The sequence below is a fragment of the Streptomyces flavusporus genome, assembly GCF_046267975.1.
GTDB lineage: Bacteria > Actinomycetota > Actinomycetes > Streptomycetales > Streptomycetaceae > Streptomyces > Streptomyces flavusporus.
Window position 1 is genome coordinate 5,622,483 of the sequence record NZ_CP176503.1, and the last position, 15,739, is coordinate 5,638,221.

A 15,739-nucleotide genomic window follows, 5' to 3' on the forward strand; every position below is an offset into this window, starting at 1 on the left:
GGCGGGTCCCCCCATCCCACCGCCCGCCCCGGAGTCCGTCAGACACCCGGACTCGTCACTGGCCCACCCTCCCGTCGATGCACTCGCGCAACAGGTCGGCGTGCCCGCAGTGGCGGGCATACTCCTCGATTCTGTGCACCATCAGCTCCCGAACTGCGATCCCGTCCTTCCCCGGACGCTCGCCCAGATCAGGGTGCTCGGCCAGCGCGGCGTCCAGCGCGGCCTGCTCGCGCTCCAGATCGGAGTACGCAGCGTCGACCTCGGCCTGCTCGGCGACAGCCCTGTCGAAGTCCGCGTCACGCTCGCCGTACAGCTTCGGCAGCGGATCACCGTCGCTGATCCAGTTGCGCCAGTCCCGTTCCACCTCGGCGAGGTGCCGAATCAGGCCGAGCAGCGACATCGTCGACGGCGGAACCGACCGACGGGCCAGTTGCTCCGCATCCAGGCCCTCGCACTTCATCCGCAGGGTTATGCGGTAGTTCGTCAGGAAGTCCTGCAGCGTCGCAAGCTCGCCGTCCGGACTGACACCTTCGCTGTTGCGGGGGTCGTCGTCCGGGTCGGCCCACATGTCGGGGTAGATGGTGGCCTGGCTCCATCGCGCGGGTTGGTCACTCATGCGTACATGCTCGTCCGTGAGGGCCCGAGCTCGCCAGTCAGTTTCGGTCCGGGCGAACGGGTGTGCGCGGCCGTTCCAGCCGGGTACTGCGCCATCGACTTCCACCCGCCAGAGCGGGCGGGGAGCAGGGGGCAAGCCGCTCTAGCAGGTCTGGTGCGCGGGTGTTGGCCGGCCGGCAGGCGGGCCCAGGAAGATCCCGTCCCCCTGAATCACCCCTGGCAGGCCCTATCCGTAGCGATTGCGCTTCTTCGGGTTGAGCGGGCGGCCGTAGGCGCCCCGCATGTAGACCCACTTCAACCGGTATCCGGTCAGCGTCCGGTCGGCGATGGTTTGCGCGCCCAGTGCCGGCCACAGCCCCAGCAATGCTCGGTGGGATGTCTGTTTCGACGAGTTCTCGTGGTGCAGGCATGGCGATACGGTGTCGCGGATCGACTGCTCCCGCGCGGTCGGTCGGACTCGGGCGGCCGGGTGTCACAGTCCCAGGGAGATGGCCAGTCGGGTGAGTTCGGCCGTGCTGTTGATGTTGAGCTTGGTCCGGATGCGGCGGAGGTAGGCGTCGACCGTGTGCTTGGAGAGTCCCATGTGGCGGGCCGTTTGCAGGTAGGTGCGCCCTTCGGCGATATGGCGCAGTGTCTCCCGCTCACGCGGAGCCAGTGCAGGTGCGGGGGTCTCGACGTGCGGCATGGTGGCTGTGAGGCTCATGGGGTTTCCTCCGACGGATCGGCTCGGTCAGCACTGCTCACACCCTCGGAAGCAGGAGGCGCATGCCCGAATAGTGCTATTTGCCCTCTTTTGAAGAGTCTGACCGGGCGACTTCACGACGGTGTCCGCCGACTGTCACAGACGTGTCACGGGGGTACGTCAGCGGGCGCGCCGCAGCGCGATCACAGAGAAGAGCTGCACGGTTGATGTCGGAACCTGATGCCAAACGCCCCGGACCATGATCGGTCCGGGGCGTTTCCGCTGGTGCCCCCCGGCAGTCGTCATCCGGTGCCGTTCGTTGCCTGGCCCGTGAGTCGCTGGACCGTTCCCAGCTGCTTCCAGCTGCCGTCCACCAGGCGGTCGACCCACACGGGACGGCCCTGCGCCTGGTGTCCCTTGAAGGTGTAGCGCCCGAGGAGCCCGTCGCTCACGACCGTGTCGAGGGTGGCCGGGAGCTGTGGACGGATGCTGTCGGCGGCCGGCCGTTCGCCGTCACCCAACACGCGGTCGAGGCCCGCGGCGATCGCGAGCGTGCCGTCGTACAGCTCGGTCGCTCCCCGGTGCTTCAGCAGTTTCTTCAGGTCGGCCGGGGCAGTGCACAGCTTGGGAAACTCCGTGCAGTCGGGCTTCTGCTGCTCGTCGTTGAAGGTGCGGAAGCGAAGGCTGTCGTCGGGGAGCTGCCTGTCCTCCCCGGCGAACATCTCGAAGTCGTCGCCGATGTCGCAGGCCGAGGCGTAGCTCGCGTGGACGGCGATCAGTGTGCCGCGCTTGCGCACGGTCGGGACGATGGTCTCCTCGCCGCCGCCGGCCCTCAGATCGGCCACCGTCACGGCGTCCGGCCGTGAGGTGTCCAGATCCGCTGTGATCCGGCTCGGGGTCAGGTCGTCGGTGCCCTTCTGCGAAGGCAGCGGCAGCGCGGTGAGGCCGGCCGCGCGCAGGCCGTGCCCGAAGGTGTCCTCGTCGGTGTCCGTGTCCCAGTAGCTGTCCGACGCCTCCACGACCTTGCCGACGCCGTACGCCCCCGCGAGGTAGCGGCCCGCCTGCCGTCCCACCTCGGACTCCGGGGCAAGAAGGAGGGATTCGGAGTCCGGACGGCCTGCGCCGTCGCAGGTGTCGACGACGGCCATGTCGTCGGACCAGTCGGTCTCCACGTCCGCGAAGTCGTCGATGGCGCCGACGAGGGCGATCATCCCCGGGTGCTGTTCCAGCAGCTCATGTGCGGGCGTCTGCCCGTAGTCCTGCACCGCGACGACGTTGACGGGGATCTTCCGCTTCGCCCTGCGCTCGGCCTCCTTCAGCGCGGCCTTGACGATCTGCGTGCGGATCCGGGGATCCTGCCCGTCCTCGCCTTCTCCCCAGTGGTACGCAACACCGAGTGTGTACGACGTCGGGGCCGCGGAGGTCTTGTCGGCGGCCGGTGCCTGGGTCCGGCCCTCGTCCTCGGTGCCGTCCGAGGAGGACATGCTCAGGCCGATTCCGGCCGGGATGCCGAGGGCGAACAGGGCGGCGACGGCGGCGAGGACGGTGGTGCGGCGGCGGGGGCGGCGCGGGGTGGAGGGTGGTGGGTCCGTGGGGACCCAGGGGGACTGCGCCGAGGTCTCTTTGGAGACGTCCCGGGGCACCGGCCGTGGGGTGGTGGGCGGCTTGGCATCCTCGGGACCTGATTCCCGTACGGCATCCGGCGACGACGCCGGAACAGGTTCCGTCTCCGGTGCGGGTGCCGGAGCGAGCGCCCGCGCCGCCGCTTCCATGCGTGCGAGTGCCGCCTTCGCATCGCGGGGCCGGTCGTCCGGATCCTTGGCCATGAGGTCGAGGACCAACCGGTCGACGGCGGAGGTGAGTTCGGAACGTGCCCGACTGGGCCGCAGGGGCTCGTCGTGCAGGTGGTTGTACATCACGCCGGCCGCGTCGCCGACGAACGGAGGCCTGCCGACGAGGAGTTCGTACAGGACGCAGCCCACGGCGTAGAGATCGGTACGACCGTCACCCCGGCGCTGGTGGAAGCGTTCGGGCGCCATGTACTGGACGCTCCCGAAGGGAAGCTGCCCGGTGTGCGTCAACTGTGGGTCGGTGGCCCGGAACTCGGTGAACCTGGCGATGCCGAAGTCGACGATCTTGGCGATGCCCTCGCCGGTGACCATGATGTTGGCGGGCTTGATGTCACGGTGAACGACCCCGGCCGTGTGCGCGGCGTCCAGGCCTCGGCAGACGTCCGCCGTCCACCGCAGCGCGTCGGCGACAGTCACTCGCCCGCTCTCCCGCAGGATCTGCTCCAGCGTCCGCCCCTCGACGAGCGCCATCACGAGGTACGGGCTGCCGTCGTCCGTCCCGTGATCGTGTACGGCGACGATGTGCGGGCTGTCCAGGGCGGCGGCGACCCGGGCCTCGCGCCGGAAGCGGGCCAGCGACTCCTCCCGGTCCGCACCGTCGTTCCGCGCCGCGAGGAGAATCTTGACCGCCACGTCACGGCCCAACTCCCTGTCCCTGGCCCGCCAGACCTCCCCCATGCCGCCGGAGCCCAAGAGCTCGATCAGTTCGTAGCGATCGTCAAGTCGTCGTCCGCGCACGCGTCAAGACTTTACGGCGGAAGCACGACGCGGAGGGCGCCGGGGTGGTGGCGGGCCGGGGCAGGGGCACGAAAGCCTGCCCGCTTCTCACGACGCCGCTCGGGATCAGCTGCCCGCAGCAGCCTTGGCGCTCAGGCGGCCACAAACGCAAAGGCCCTTCCGCCCGCAGGACGGAAGGGCCTTTGGCCAGGTTCTCTGTGCGCCCGCTGGGCACTCCTGCCTCTGGTACGGCTGTGGCACGCGACCTCTTCGTCCCGAACTCTCGGCTGATGGTTATTGAGGTATTACTCGTTCAGGTGCGCACCTTGTGCGTGTTTCCGCCATTGCGTCCAGGATTGGACTCGCGATGCGTTCCCTCCTGAAGGTGAAGGACCATGCCGACATATGTCACGTTGCTGAACTGGACCGATCAAGGGATCCGAAACTACAAGGACACCGCGAAGCGTGCCGAGGCCTTCGGTTCAGCGGTACAGAAGCTCGGGGCGAAGCTCCTGAACGTCTACTGGACCGTCGGTCCGTACGACCTCGTGGCCGTTGTCGAGGCGCCCGACGACGAAACCGCCACCGCGGCGCTCCTGCAGCTCGGCGGGGTGGGTAACGTCCGTACCACGACCCTGCGGGCCTTTGGCCGAGAGGAAATGGATCGCATCATCGCCAAGGCCGCCGGCTGAGGACGTGGCAGACGTACATGCCAAAGGCCCTGGCCTTGACAGGTCCAGGGCCTTTCCGCTGGTGCCCCGGCAGGATTCGAACCCGCGACACCCGTTTCAGGAGTGGGATCGAGTCCTTCACGCGTCTCCGCCAGAGGCGCCGACACCCTCGGTCACCCGCTGCCGGCCCGGCCACAGGTCGTCATAGGCGGCGTCCATGAACTGGACTTGCGCCTGGTGTAGTGCGGCCCTGTCAGCGGCATCTGTGTTGGCCGCCTCGGTCAGGCGAGCCGCATAGCGGTAGGCGGCGCCGCGCAGCGGCTCGGTCCCGGCCGCCAGATCGATCTCCGCGTGCGCGAGCCACATGTCCTCCACGAGTTCGGCGAGCGTGCCGTCCTCTTCCCTGTCTTCACCAGGTGGGTCGGCCAATGCTGCCTTTTGCACACGGAACGCGACACCGAGAAACCTCAGGATCACGCCCTTGAGCTCGGCGCGATGCACGGCCGACTGCTCGATGTCCAGCTGCCGGGCACTCGCCCGTGACACCAGGTACTGCCCGAACAGCGACCCGGCCGCGCCCAGCGCGACACCCGCAAGAGACAGCACCGCCGGTCCCAGAGTCCCCCAAGATCCCATGGCGGGAGTCTCTCAGCAGCGCCCTGCCCTTCCGCGGGGACCTCGCATTCATGGCATGGAACGCAGGGTCGGGTGCTGCGTCGTGATCCCCGGTGGCGGAGGCGGGCGAGCGACGGGAGGCGGTGGGGGCCCCGGAGTCCGTGGTCCACCGCGTGGCATGGATACGGCGCAGCCCGGGCTACAGCCCGCAGCCGTACGAGCAGTTGGCGAGCTGGTACCGCAAGGCGGGCCATGACGACGACGCCCGCCGGGTGCTCCTGGCCAAGCAGCGGCACCGGCGCCGCACCCTGTCCCCGACCGCACGTGCATGGGGACACCTGCTCGACGTGACCGTCGGCTACGGCTACCGCCCCTGGCTGGCCGGTGTCTGGCTCCTGGTGCTGACCCTGCTGGGCACGCTGGCCTTCGACACTCGCTCCCCCACCCCGGTGAAGCCGGACGAAGGCGCCCCGTTCCAGCCTTTCGTCTACACCCTCGACCTCCTGATCCCCATCGGCGGTCTGGGGCAGCGGACGGCGTGGTACTGGCCGGACAGCGGCCTCCAGTGGCTGGCCTACGCGCTGATCGCCTTTGGCTGGGTGCTGACCACGGCCGTCATCGCGGGCGTGACCCGCACCCTGCAGAAGAGCTGACGGCGGTCCGCAAAAGATCTCGGGCACCGGGTGGTGGCCTGAGCCATGACCGCTCGGGCCGCGTCGAGAAACGCCGCCGGTTGTCCTCCAGTGGCCAAGGAGGCGTTCGGCGGCCCCACCTCGAATTGGCTACTCGACCAGATGCCGGTGCGCCTTGCTCCAGTCGATCCTCTTGTCGAGTTCGGTCAGGAGTCCCCTGTCAGCCCAGGTGGCCTGTGGCTCGTGCCCCTGCTCGGCCAGCCGGCGCACGAGGTCGGCATTGTCCCGCTGTCTGGCGATGACGGCGTCGACGATCCCCACGGTCGAGTCGAGGCCGTACGCGTTGCAGAAGTCCTCCAGCCGCGAACGGCGGTCGGGCGGCGCCGGGTAGTGCAGCCAGCGCAGACACTCGGCATCGTCGCGGAACGGGGCGACGTACTCCAGTGCGTAGGCCACGTCGTGCAAGCGTGGTGCCGGGCGGGCGAAGTCCCAGTCGATGATTCCCACCGGCCGGTTACCCTGCCAGACGATGTTCCAGGGGCCGAAGTCTCCATGGCAGACGACCTCGTCGCCGCCTGGGCTGCCTGTGTCCGTGGACCAGGTCGCCCCCGGCGGAGGTGAAAAGCTGCTGCAGGCATCGTGGTAGTCGCGCAACAGCCGGGCGAAGTTCCTCAGACCTTGGCCGTCCACGACCTTGGCCCAGCCCGAGGGCCCGGAGTCACCCTCGATGTAGGTAAGGACCTCCCGACCCTTGTCATCGATTCCCAGCGGCCGCGGCGCACAGGCAAAGCCCATCTTCTCCAGGTGCTGCAGCAACGCATGGACGGTGGGCGTCCACGGCTGGACGGGCCTGCGGACAGTGTCACCGATCCGCACCACCCGACGATGGGCACTGTCCTGCATCACTTCCTCACTCGACACGCCCTTCACGCTACCCAGCCCTCTGAAGGCGCGGCACCTCGATCAAAGCTGTCCCGTGCATCATCTTCGACGTGCTGGATGACCTGCCCGTTGCTCCGTCATCCCGCCAGCGTGAGGTTGTGCAGGCGGGCGATACCGAGGCTGTGCGCGTCTGATCGGCGCGTGCAGGGCCGCCGAGGCCCTGCTAATGGAGTTGAACGTGGTCGAGCAGTATTACGCGGTCATGGAGGTAGCTTCCAGGAGTTCCGGTCACTCAAGTCGCCAGCCGGTATGGGATCCGTGGAAGCAGGTCCGTTCGTGTGGGCCGCACCGTGCCGGCCGAGCGGTTCGCCGTCAGCGGCGTTGCGCTGCGACGGCTCCGGTGTACGTCTCGCGTGTCAGGTCCTCCGGGCCGATGCCGAGGTCGGTGAGGACAGCGCGGATGCCGTCCAGGGCTGGGGCCAAGTCGTCCTCGTCGACGAGTGTCTCGACCTCGAGGAAGGTGCCGTCGATCTCGGGGACGCGTACGAGGGTCGCGAGCATTTTGCGGCCGTGTGCTTCGAAGTCGTAGTTCCGGCACCGTTTTTCGAAGGCGATGAACGGTACGTATCCGAGGCCGCGCAGGATGGCGTGCGTCGCTTCCGGGTCCTCGACTCGGGTCTCGTGTTCCGGTTTGGAACCGGAGTTCTCGTCGACTGCGGCGGCTTTGTATGTGAGCACTGTGCGGGTTCCGTCAGTGCCATGCACTGTGCGGACCCGTAGTTCTTCGCCGGCCTTGTCCAAGGACCCGTCAGGGCGGTCGTAGTAGGTGTCTTGGTACACCTCGACGCGGGCTGGCGCCAGTTTGTCGAACTGCCGCATGACTTCCTCGGGTGAGTGCACGCGGGCCTTCAACTCCGTCTCGATCATGAGCGGTTCCCCCTTCTTCAGACCGTGCGCTGCGCGCCGTACACGCAGAGTCGAAGGATCCTGGCCAGACCTCATAGACCCCGGCGGCCGCGCGAACGGTCCCGGGGCATGACCAACCTGAGAGAGCAGGTCGACATGGCAGAGACTACGGTCCGCGCAGCGGGCCGCACATCCCTGGTGAGCCCGCCCCTTTGCGGGACGGTTGAGGGATGGCCGGCTTCCGCCCATCCGTCACCGAATACAGCGCGGGGTCGGACACATCAACCCCGCATGCCGCAACCATGCGGCGAACTGGTCCCGATGGTGGTGTCGCCGCCAAGTACGTGTCCGACGTTGCCCCTGCACGCGGTGACACACGTTCGCGGAACGGCATGTCCATGGCTGTCCCGCAGGCGCCTCGCCCCGCTGCTCTGGTGGAGACCGGAAGCGAACGCCAATATCTTTCTGTAACCGTTCCAGTTCACCTGTTGACACTCCGCACACTCCCGCCCTAGTGTCACGCAAACATTCCGAACATGTGACGAGATTTCGAACTTTTGAAAGGCAAGTGCCCTGTGCATCCCCGGAATCAGCACGCACGTGGCCGGAACGCCGTGGCGCAGCCTGACGTATGTACAGGTGCACACCGGCAAAGGGGTCACGAGAGTCGGCGAGCCCCGGATACCGGGCCGCAGCAACGCACTGATCGGCGATCTGCGGGACACCGAGGCGCCTGAGCGCCGATCCAAGCAACGTGCCGGGCCGACCTGACCTCAATCATTTGAGCGAGGCCCGCCGGTTGTTCACTCGCCTTGAAACGTGTGCACCAAGACCCCGACGACCTCGGCGGTTACGTGCGGATCCACGAGGGCGCCGAGCTGATCCGCCCCGGCGCACCGCTCTGTCTGAAGTTCGGTCTGTCCAGGGCGCCTGGGGATCTACCCGTATGGCACCCATCTGCGGGACCTGGCTCTGGACACCGCCCGGGAGCGGGTACGGCGCGTCCGACTCGCTCTCGACCTGCCTGCCGACTGCCCGGCCCGCTCCACCGCCTTCCCCATCGACGTCTGATACACCGTCATCCCGCTCAACGACGAGAAGAACAAGGAACGATCACGATGTTCAACCGAAGAGCCGCCCTCGCCGCCCTCGCCTCCCTCACCTTGTCCGCCTGCGGCCAGAACGGCGAGGGCAGCTCCGAGGGCAGCTCCGAGGGCGGTACTGTCGGCATCGCCATGCCGACCCGGACCTCCGAGCGCTGGCTCACCGACGGCAAGAGCGTCGTCGAGGCCCTGAAGGGCAAGGGGTACAAGACCAAGCTGGTCTACGGCGACGACGACCCGAAAGCCCAGTTCTCACAGATCGAGGACCTGATCAAGCAGGGCGTCGATGCACTGATCATCGCGGCCATCGACGCCAAGTCGCTGAACGGCGTGCTTCAACAGGCCGCCGATGCGGACATTCCGGTGATCGCCTACGACCGGCTCATCCTCGGCACCAAGAACGTCGACTACTACGTCTCCTTCGACAACGAGATGGTCGGCCGGCTCCAGGCCCACCACATCATCGAAAAGTTCGGCCTGGAGGACGGCAAGGGCCCGTTCAACATCGAGCTGTTCGCTGGTTCCCCCGACGACAACAACACCAAATACTTCTTCAAAGGTTCGATGGCGCTCCTGCAGCCGTTCCTGGACAGCAAGCAGTTGGTCGTCCCGTCCGGCCAGACCGCGCTCAACCAGATCACCACCCTGCGCTGGGACGGGCCCACCGCGCAAAAGCGCATGAGCGACATCCTTACCAACTGGTACCTCAGCAAGAAGGTCGACGCGGTCCTGTCGCCGTACGACGGCATTTCCAGGGGCGTCCTGTCTGCGCTGCAGTCGGACGGCTACGGTTCCGACAGCAAGCCCCTCCCGGTCATCACTGGTCAGGACGCCGAACTGGACTCGGTGAAGTCAATCATCGCGGGTGAGCAGTCGCAGACCGTCTACAAGGACGTCCGCCAGCTCGCCGGGGCCGCCGCAGAAATGGTCGACGACATACTCAGCGACAGGACGCCGTGGGTAGACAACAGAGGGGATTACAACAACGGCGTCAAGGTCGTGCCCGCCGTCTTGCTGCAGCCAAAGAGCGTCGACAAGACCAACTACGATGTTCTGATCGCGGGCGAATACTTCACCGCCGACGAGCTCAAGTAGCAGCACAGCCTCTGCGTGATACGCCTGCACGACGCTCGCCACGGCACTGCCATCCTCCTCTCAACGGCGGCTGGATCGCCTGCCCAGGACATCCCTGGCAGTCAATGATCACCAGCGTTGATGTCAGAAGTGAATGTCGAGGGCCCCGGACCGTGATCAGACGCTGTTGGTTATTCGGGGTCCTGATCACTTCGCCCCGTCGGGTGGTTGCTCGGCGGGGCGAAGTCGTGCGAATGGCTGGTGCGGGCGCGGGGCGTGTCGGCGAGGTGGGCGTCGATGCGGGCGGGGTTGATCGCGGCGTCGGCGAGCCGGTGCTGGAGGCTGGTCTTCGCAAGCCGCGCGCCGCCCGCACCACCCGCACCATCTCCGCCGGGATCTCCCCCGACCTCATCGGCTGCAACGACATCCGCACCCACCCACACGACATCGTCGGTCTTCAAGACCACAACCAGGCAGGACAGGGACCGCGAGGAATGGGGGAGCGCGCCTGGGTGGAGACCGGACGCGTCTTCACCATGGAGAACGGCGAGATGCTCCACCCCGCCAACGTCACGCGGCGATTCGTTGGGTTGTACGAGGAAGATCGGTCTCCCGCCAGTCCGGCTCCACGACCTCCGCCACGGCGCGGCAACGCTAACCCCCGCGGCCGGGGCCGACCTGAAGGACATCCAGGAGATACTCGGTCACTCCTCGATCACCATCACGGCCGACACGTACAAGAGTCTGCTTCCCAAGGCGGATCGGGCGATTGCCGAGGCCGCTGCCCGACTCGTACCGCGCGCCCGCGCTGCCTCCTAGGACGCCTCTCCCGGAGCGGAGCCATAGCCCGACGCCGAGGAGGAGCTCGGCCTGGAGTCCGAGCCAGGTGATGCTGATCGGGTGGGCGACATTCGGGAGATCAACTCCCCGTCCGCTCACGCAAACGGCCCCGGACGAGGAGTCCGAGGCCGAACAGAGTGCCTCCCCGGGGGAGAAACCCCAAGTCGGCGGCGTAATGCGTTGTGCCCCCGGCAGGATTCGAACCTGCGACACCCGCTTTAGGAGTTCGATCCATCCCCCGGCACGGTGGGGCCTTCCTGCGTGCACTGGGGCTACGAGCAACCGCCGACATCTGCGGCTGTTCGTAGCCGTTGATGTCAGCAGTGGATGTCATTCAGGTCATCCAGAGAGCGCCAGGAGGATCAGTTGCAGGGGCATCATGAGGAACGCGAGCGACAGCAGCAGTCCGCCAGCCAGCGTCACGCCCGCTGTGCGCCACAGCAGGGTCGAGGCTGCCAGTGAGCAGATAGCCCTTTCGGGCTGCTGACGGTCGTAGACGACTTCGATGCGTTTCGGGTCGCCGCCGATGCCCCTGGCCGCGTAGTCAGGCTCGATCTCGTGTGTGCCGCCCTCCAGGTCGGTGTACCGGAAGAACGTCCGCTTGCCCTCTCTCCGGGCGAACACCGCGACGACCATGACACCCCGCCTGCGCACGGTCCACCGCTTCCACGCCCACCGGAGCGAGGGCACCACGATCAACAGACCGAAGAGGGCGGGTGCCACCCCGAGCAGCCACAACGCCGCCTGCTGCAGTTCGCCGGCCCACGCCAGCAGGGCGAACCCGCCGACGTATACGTGAAGGAGAGCGATCCCCACGGCACGTTCACGGCGTGTCAGCCCCAGGCCCTTCTTCCGGCCAGAGGTGCTCGCCGGCCGCTCCTCGACCAGGGCCGCCCCGCCCTGCGGTGGACCGCTCCTGGACCGTGCTCGGTTGGTCGCCTCGACGAGCCGGCCCGCCGAGGCGGCGTCGCGGCCTTTCAGGGTGAACACAGGCCCCGGAGCGCCGTTCACGCCCCACAGCGCGATCTCGACCGAGCGCCGCCCCCGGCCCACGGCCCGCGCCTCCTCCACGGCCTCGATCGGTATCCGCCGTCGCAGCCCCTTCTGCTCCAGTACTACGGTCCGGCCCTCCAGCCACATGGTCTCGCCGTACCCACGCAGCGTGAGCGACGGCAGTGGCGACAACGGCGGTGACGGCTCGTGCCGACGGGACATCAGGACCTCTTTCGTTGAAGCCGGAGGGGGTGGCACGAGCACTCAAAGCATCCTACGTATCCGCCCCAGGGAGCGGCCATCACCGTGAACCGGCTGGCGGACGCCGTCTGCCTCGCCGAGACCCAGGCTTCTTTGCAGGAGCTGCCGCTCTACGGAAGGTCCGCACACTGCTCAACCGTTGACAACTTCCCCGTGGCTCCCCGCAGGATCTGGCACGTCTGGGCGGGTAGTGCGGGCCAGCGCCAGGATGTTGTCAGTGGTGGGCTAGCTTCTGGCGCGATGGGCCGGTTCGGTGTTTCCGTTGACGGGTACGGCGGCCAAGGGGGGCGGGAATTGAGGGGTCCCCGGGTTCGCCTCGGGATTCCAGTCGCGCCGGCGCACCGCCCCCTCCCACCACTCCTTGGCGACGAGACCTCTTCGTCCCGAAGCAACTTGGATGGGCGCTCGACCTGGGGCCGGTGCACCGTTCGCCTGCTGCGATGGTCCACAGGCGTGCGTGGCTGTCCGCCGCTGTGCGTCGGCGTTGTCACGCAGTTAGTCACTCACCTCTGTTGAGAGGGCAAGGGTCTGCACGTCTCATCGGGGGCATGGCGTCAGCCTGACGTCTTGCAGATGACCGCTGTGGCAACAAATTCAGGCTCCGTGTCGGTGTAGGCAACGACGTCGTGCTCCGCCTCGGCCGACGGTGTCGGCGCCGAGCATCCCGAAGAAGAACTCGATGACGACGGCTCCGGCCGGGGACCCGACGTTGGCTCAATCCCATCGTTGATCGACTCCGTAAATGACCAGCTGACGACAACCAGCACGAGCCAACCGCCGATCAGCCACCCTTTCGTGCGCCTACTCATCACGCCCCCTGTCCGAAGTCCCACGGCAAGCGGCAAGTCTGCCAGCCGAACGACATCGCGCCTCACAGACCACCGCGTTAGGAGTTCGATCCGAGTCCGCTCCGGCTACTGTCGTCGACTGGTGTGACATCCGGACAAAGACACTGATGAACGCCTCCGTCCGGCGTCGTTGATGTCAGCCGTGGATGTCAGAAGCCTTTTGATCCGTAGCTCTATCTGGATCGGTCAGCGGCGGCCATAGCGGTCGCAATGAGGTCCTACAGGGTGGCTGCGGGACGTGTTCGGTCGCTGCGGTTGCTGTGCCTCGCTGCTGTACCGCAGCCGACTGCCAGCAGTCCTGTCACCGCAGCGGCGTCAGCAAACGCGCCTACAGCCTCGGCGAGCGGGCGCCATGCGATTACCGCGATGGGATGTGGGACGCTCCTTCCGGCGGTTGCGTGACGCAGTGAGCGGCCTCGGGTAGGCGGCGTCACCGAACACCTCCAGCACCCTCCGGGCCACCCCGGCCAGCTCGTGCACTGGTTTGTTCCGTCAGCCGGTGGCCGACGTACCGCGCTTGACTGCTCCAGATGCAGCCACAAGGTCGATGAAGCACCATGGAAAGTGGGAAGTGATCCTCGGCTGGGATCACCATGCCAAAGCATCCAGCACTTCATTCTTCGAGAAGGTCGTCTGCGTAGGCGACGGAAGCCAGTGTCGGCGCGATGTGCCCACATTTACTGAATCCTTGCGAGCGTCAGCTTGATCTTCAGATTTAGAGGGGATTATTTCTATGTGGGGAAGCTCCTGGCGGCGTACCTCTATTGCTTTCGGCACAGCCTGCATCCTTGCAGCGGGATCGACCCTGGCAACGGGTTCGGCTAGTGCTCAGGCAGCATCTCAAGTCCAGCAAGGCGGCGACTTCCTGGGGTCGAAGGCGCACAAGCCGTCGGCGCCTAAAGTGGTTGACTGGGAGAATCGCAATTATAGCCTCACTTGCGATGACATCGTCGACAAGCCGGTCAAGGTGGCTGTGCGCAATGGCAAAGGGGTTGCGAAAGGCGGCGGCATCGGCGGGTATGACCACTGGGAGGTGGAGGTCCAGCGGACCGCCCAAGGCAGCCTGCCGCGCCTCGGCAACGTGACTGCTGTGCTGTTTTACTGCTCTCCGAAACCGAGCAACTTCTTCCTGCAGGAACTGCGCGTCTACCGCACCGATGACGGCAGCGAGATAGGCCGCACGCCCACTTTCGATGTCCCTGAGTTGTCGCCGAAATATCAGCCGAAATCCCTGATGGTCAAGGGCGGTCGGCTTGCCGCTGACGTCAAATTCTACGGACCTGAAGACAGTCATGCGTCGGGACCCTCAATACTTCGCCATGTCAGCTGGACATGGGAGGACGGCCGTTTTGTCACGCACGGGGCGGACGCGGAGTCGTAGGATCGTGGCCGTTAAGGTCGGTGTGGATAAGCCAGCTGCAGTCGAACCCATCGAAGACCTCGACGTGCCGGACACCGGTGCGATGGATGAGATAGCGACTTTCCTTTGCGATTCCCCGGGCCGGGGTTAGGCATCGCCCTGATTCCCGAAAATGTCGATGCGATGCCTAGTAGGGCTTTGTTAGGTACCCCGATTGATCATCGTCAGGTAGATTGTGATGTTCTGTCAGGTGTGACACCTGAGGAGATGGAGACGGTCCGCCCGCGCCTGGAGGCGTTCGCGGCGGAGATGCTCGGTTCGCTGGCGCGTCGGGACCAGCGGGCCAAGGGCGAGCTGTATCTGCGCGGGCTGATGCTGGACGGCAAGCGCAAGTCCATGCAGCCGATGGCCGAGCGCCTGGGCGTGGACCACCAGCAGCTGCAGCAGTTCGTCTCATCGTCCACCTGGGACTACTCCAAGGTCCGTGAGCGGCTGGCCCGTTGGGCTGCCGCGCACATTTCTCCCGAGGCGTACGCGATCGATGATGTCGGCTTCCCCAAGGACGGCTACGACTCACCGGGGGTGGCGCGGATGTACTGCGGCGCCCTGGGTAAGCGCGGCAACTGCCAGGTCGGCGTCAGTGTGAACCTGGTCAGTGACCGTGCGTCATCGGCTGTCGACTGGCGCCTGTTCCTGCCCGAGAGCTGGGACGACACCAAGTACGGCGAGGACGCGCTGATGGCCGAGGCGATCCGGCGCCGCCGCGCCAAGGCGGGAATCCCGGACACCGAGCGGCACCGGGAGAAGTGGCGCCTGGCGCTGGACATGCTCGACGAGGTGCGCGACAACTGGGAGTTGCCCGACCTTCCGGTCGCCGCCGACGCCGGATACGGCGACGCCACCGGCTTTCGCGAGGGCCTGACCGAGCGCGGCCTGACCTACGCGGTCGCGGTCAAAGCCACCACGACCGCGCACCCCGGCAATGCCACACCCCAACGCCCGCCGTACTCCGGGCAGGGCCGCCCTCCCGTGTCCGCCTACCCCCAACCGCACACCACCCTGCGCGCCCTGGCCCTGGCCGTCGGCCGAGCGGCCACCCGCACCGTCACCTGGCGCCAGGGCAGCAAGGCCACCAGACGCAACCCGAACGCCGAGATGCGCTCGCAGTTCCTGGCCCTGCGGGTCCGACCGGCCAACCGCACCATCCGCCGCGCCGCCGACGGCTCCCTGCCCGACTGCTGGCTGCTCGTCGAGTGGCCACCCGACTCCGCCGAGCCAACCGACTACTGGCTCTCGACGCTTCCCGCCGACACCCCACTGCGCGAACTGGTACGAATCGCCAAGATCCGATGGCGAGTTGAGCACGACTACCGCGAGCTCAAGGACGGTCTGGGCCTGGACCACTTCGAGGGCCGCAACTACCTCGGCTGGCACCGCCACGTCACCCTCGCGTCCCTCGCCCAGGCCTTCTGCACCATGCTCAGGCTCGACCCAAAAGCCCCTGCGCCGGCCTGACCCTCTACGCGGTCCTCCGCGAACTCCAGGCCCTCCTGGCCACCTGGACCGGCGCCTGCTCGATATGCGGCCAACCCGCACCAGCACCCGAACCCCACCACAGGACCTAACAAAGCCCTACTAGTGTCTTGTGATCCTGTTCATGGAACCTGAGGCGTCTGTGATCGTTGAGTCT

The 15,739-nt window shown here is 66.8% G+C and carries 13 protein-coding genes and 3 pseudogenes; 8 read left to right on the forward strand and 8 right to left on the reverse strand.

All coding sequences use genetic code 11. The annotated features are described in order from the left end of the window. Positions 1–55: 55 nt before the first annotated feature. From ACKTSN_RS26715 to ACKTSN_RS26725, 3 genes are all read right to left on the reverse strand, one after another. Positions 56–616, reverse strand: coding sequence for a DinB family protein (locus tag ACKTSN_RS26715; RefSeq protein ID WP_409471434.1), 561 nt, complete (start codon positions 614–616; stop codon positions 56–58). 471 nt (positions 617–1,087) lie between these two features. Beyond that, complete coding sequence (locus ACKTSN_RS26720; protein ID WP_409471435.1) at positions 1,088–1,318, reverse strand: response regulator transcription factor; 231 nt, start codon at positions 1,316–1,318, stop codon at positions 1,088–1,090. Positions 1,319–1,599: 281 nt separating this feature from the next. After that, positions 1,600–3,885, reverse strand: coding sequence for a serine/threonine-protein kinase (locus ACKTSN_RS26725; RefSeq protein ID WP_409471436.1), 2,286 nt, complete (start codon positions 3,883–3,885; stop codon positions 1,600–1,602). Between the two features lie 374 nt (positions 3,886–4,259). Between ACKTSN_RS26725 and ACKTSN_RS26730 the strand changes: the two genes are divergently transcribed. After that, positions 4,260–4,556, forward strand: coding sequence for a GYD domain-containing protein (locus tag ACKTSN_RS26730; RefSeq protein ID WP_409471437.1), 297 nt, complete (start codon positions 4,260–4,262; stop codon positions 4,554–4,556). A gap of 117 nt (positions 4,557–4,673) precedes the next feature. On the opposite strand, the gene ACKTSN_RS26735 is transcribed toward ACKTSN_RS26730, so the two are convergent. Continuing rightward, entirely contained in the window at positions 4,674–5,171 is a 498-nt protein-coding gene (locus tag ACKTSN_RS26735) for a hypothetical protein (RefSeq protein WP_409471438.1), read from the reverse strand. A 107-nt stretch (positions 5,172–5,278) separates the two neighbouring features. Here ACKTSN_RS26735 and ACKTSN_RS26740 point away from each other — a divergent pair. Beyond that, positions 5,279–5,803, forward strand: a pseudogene (locus ACKTSN_RS26740) (oxidoreductase); the annotation flags it as partial. Between the two features lie 129 nt (positions 5,804–5,932). Here ACKTSN_RS26740 and ACKTSN_RS26745 read toward each other — a convergent pair. Both ACKTSN_RS26745 and cyaB read right to left on the reverse strand, forming a co-directional pair. Then, positions 5,933–6,703, reverse strand: a complete 771-nt coding sequence (locus tag ACKTSN_RS26745; protein ID WP_409471439.1) for an aminoglycoside phosphotransferase family protein — start codon at positions 6,701–6,703, stop codon at positions 5,933–5,935. A gap of 333 nt (positions 6,704–7,036) precedes the next feature. Next, positions 7,037–7,591, reverse strand: a complete 555-nt coding sequence (gene cyaB / locus ACKTSN_RS26750) for a class IV adenylate cyclase (RefSeq protein ID WP_409471440.1) — start codon at positions 7,589–7,591, stop codon at positions 7,037–7,039. A 552-nt stretch (positions 7,592–8,143) separates the two neighbouring features. Between cyaB and ACKTSN_RS26755 the strand changes: the two are divergent. The 3 genes and pseudogenes from ACKTSN_RS26755 to chvE all read left to right on the forward strand — a co-directional run. Beyond that, positions 8,144–8,302 (forward strand): annotated as a pseudogene (locus ACKTSN_RS26755) (mandelate racemase/muconate lactonizing enzyme family protein); the annotation flags it as partial. Continuing rightward, positions 8,301–8,641: pseudogene (locus tag ACKTSN_RS26760) on the forward strand (hypothetical protein); the annotation flags it as partial. The pseudogenes ACKTSN_RS26755 and ACKTSN_RS26760, both read left to right, overlap by 2 nt. Before the next feature lie 47 nt (positions 8,642–8,688). Beyond that, the gene (gene chvE / locus ACKTSN_RS26765) at positions 8,689–9,768 is read left to right on the forward strand and encodes a multiple monosaccharide ABC transporter substrate-binding protein (RefSeq protein WP_409471441.1); all 1,080 of its coding nucleotides are present in this window, start codon (positions 8,689–8,691) and stop codon (positions 9,766–9,768) included. 170 nt (positions 9,769–9,938) lie between these two features. Here chvE and ACKTSN_RS26770 read toward each other — a convergent pair whose 3' ends face one another. Further along, positions 9,939–10,208, reverse strand: coding sequence for a hypothetical protein (locus ACKTSN_RS26770; RefSeq protein WP_409471442.1), 270 nt, complete (start codon positions 10,206–10,208; stop codon positions 9,939–9,941). Between the two features lie 124 nt (positions 10,209–10,332). On the opposite strand from ACKTSN_RS26770, the gene ACKTSN_RS26775 reads away from it, so the two are divergent. Then, a complete protein-coding gene (locus ACKTSN_RS26775) occupies positions 10,333–10,566 on the forward strand; it encodes a tyrosine-type recombinase/integrase (protein ID WP_409471443.1) in 234 nt (77 codons plus the stop codon). A gap of 360 nt (positions 10,567–10,926) precedes the next feature. Here ACKTSN_RS26775 and ACKTSN_RS26780 read toward each other — a convergent pair whose 3' ends face one another. Beyond that, positions 10,927–11,802, reverse strand: coding sequence for a hypothetical protein (locus ACKTSN_RS26780; protein ID WP_409471444.1), 876 nt, complete (start codon positions 11,800–11,802; stop codon positions 10,927–10,929). 1,620 nt (positions 11,803–13,422) lie between these two features. Here ACKTSN_RS26780 and ACKTSN_RS26785 point away from each other — a divergent pair. Together ACKTSN_RS26785 and ACKTSN_RS26790 are read left to right on the forward strand one after the other, a co-directional pair. Next, complete coding sequence (locus ACKTSN_RS26785) at positions 13,423–14,070, forward strand: hypothetical protein (protein WP_409471445.1); 648 nt, start codon at positions 13,423–13,425, stop codon at positions 14,068–14,070. Positions 14,071–14,301: 231 nt separating this feature from the next. After that, positions 14,302–15,564, forward strand: coding sequence for an IS701 family transposase (locus tag ACKTSN_RS26790; RefSeq protein ID WP_409467247.1), 1,263 nt, complete (start codon positions 14,302–14,304; stop codon positions 15,562–15,564). Positions 15,565–15,739 lie beyond the last annotated feature (175 nt).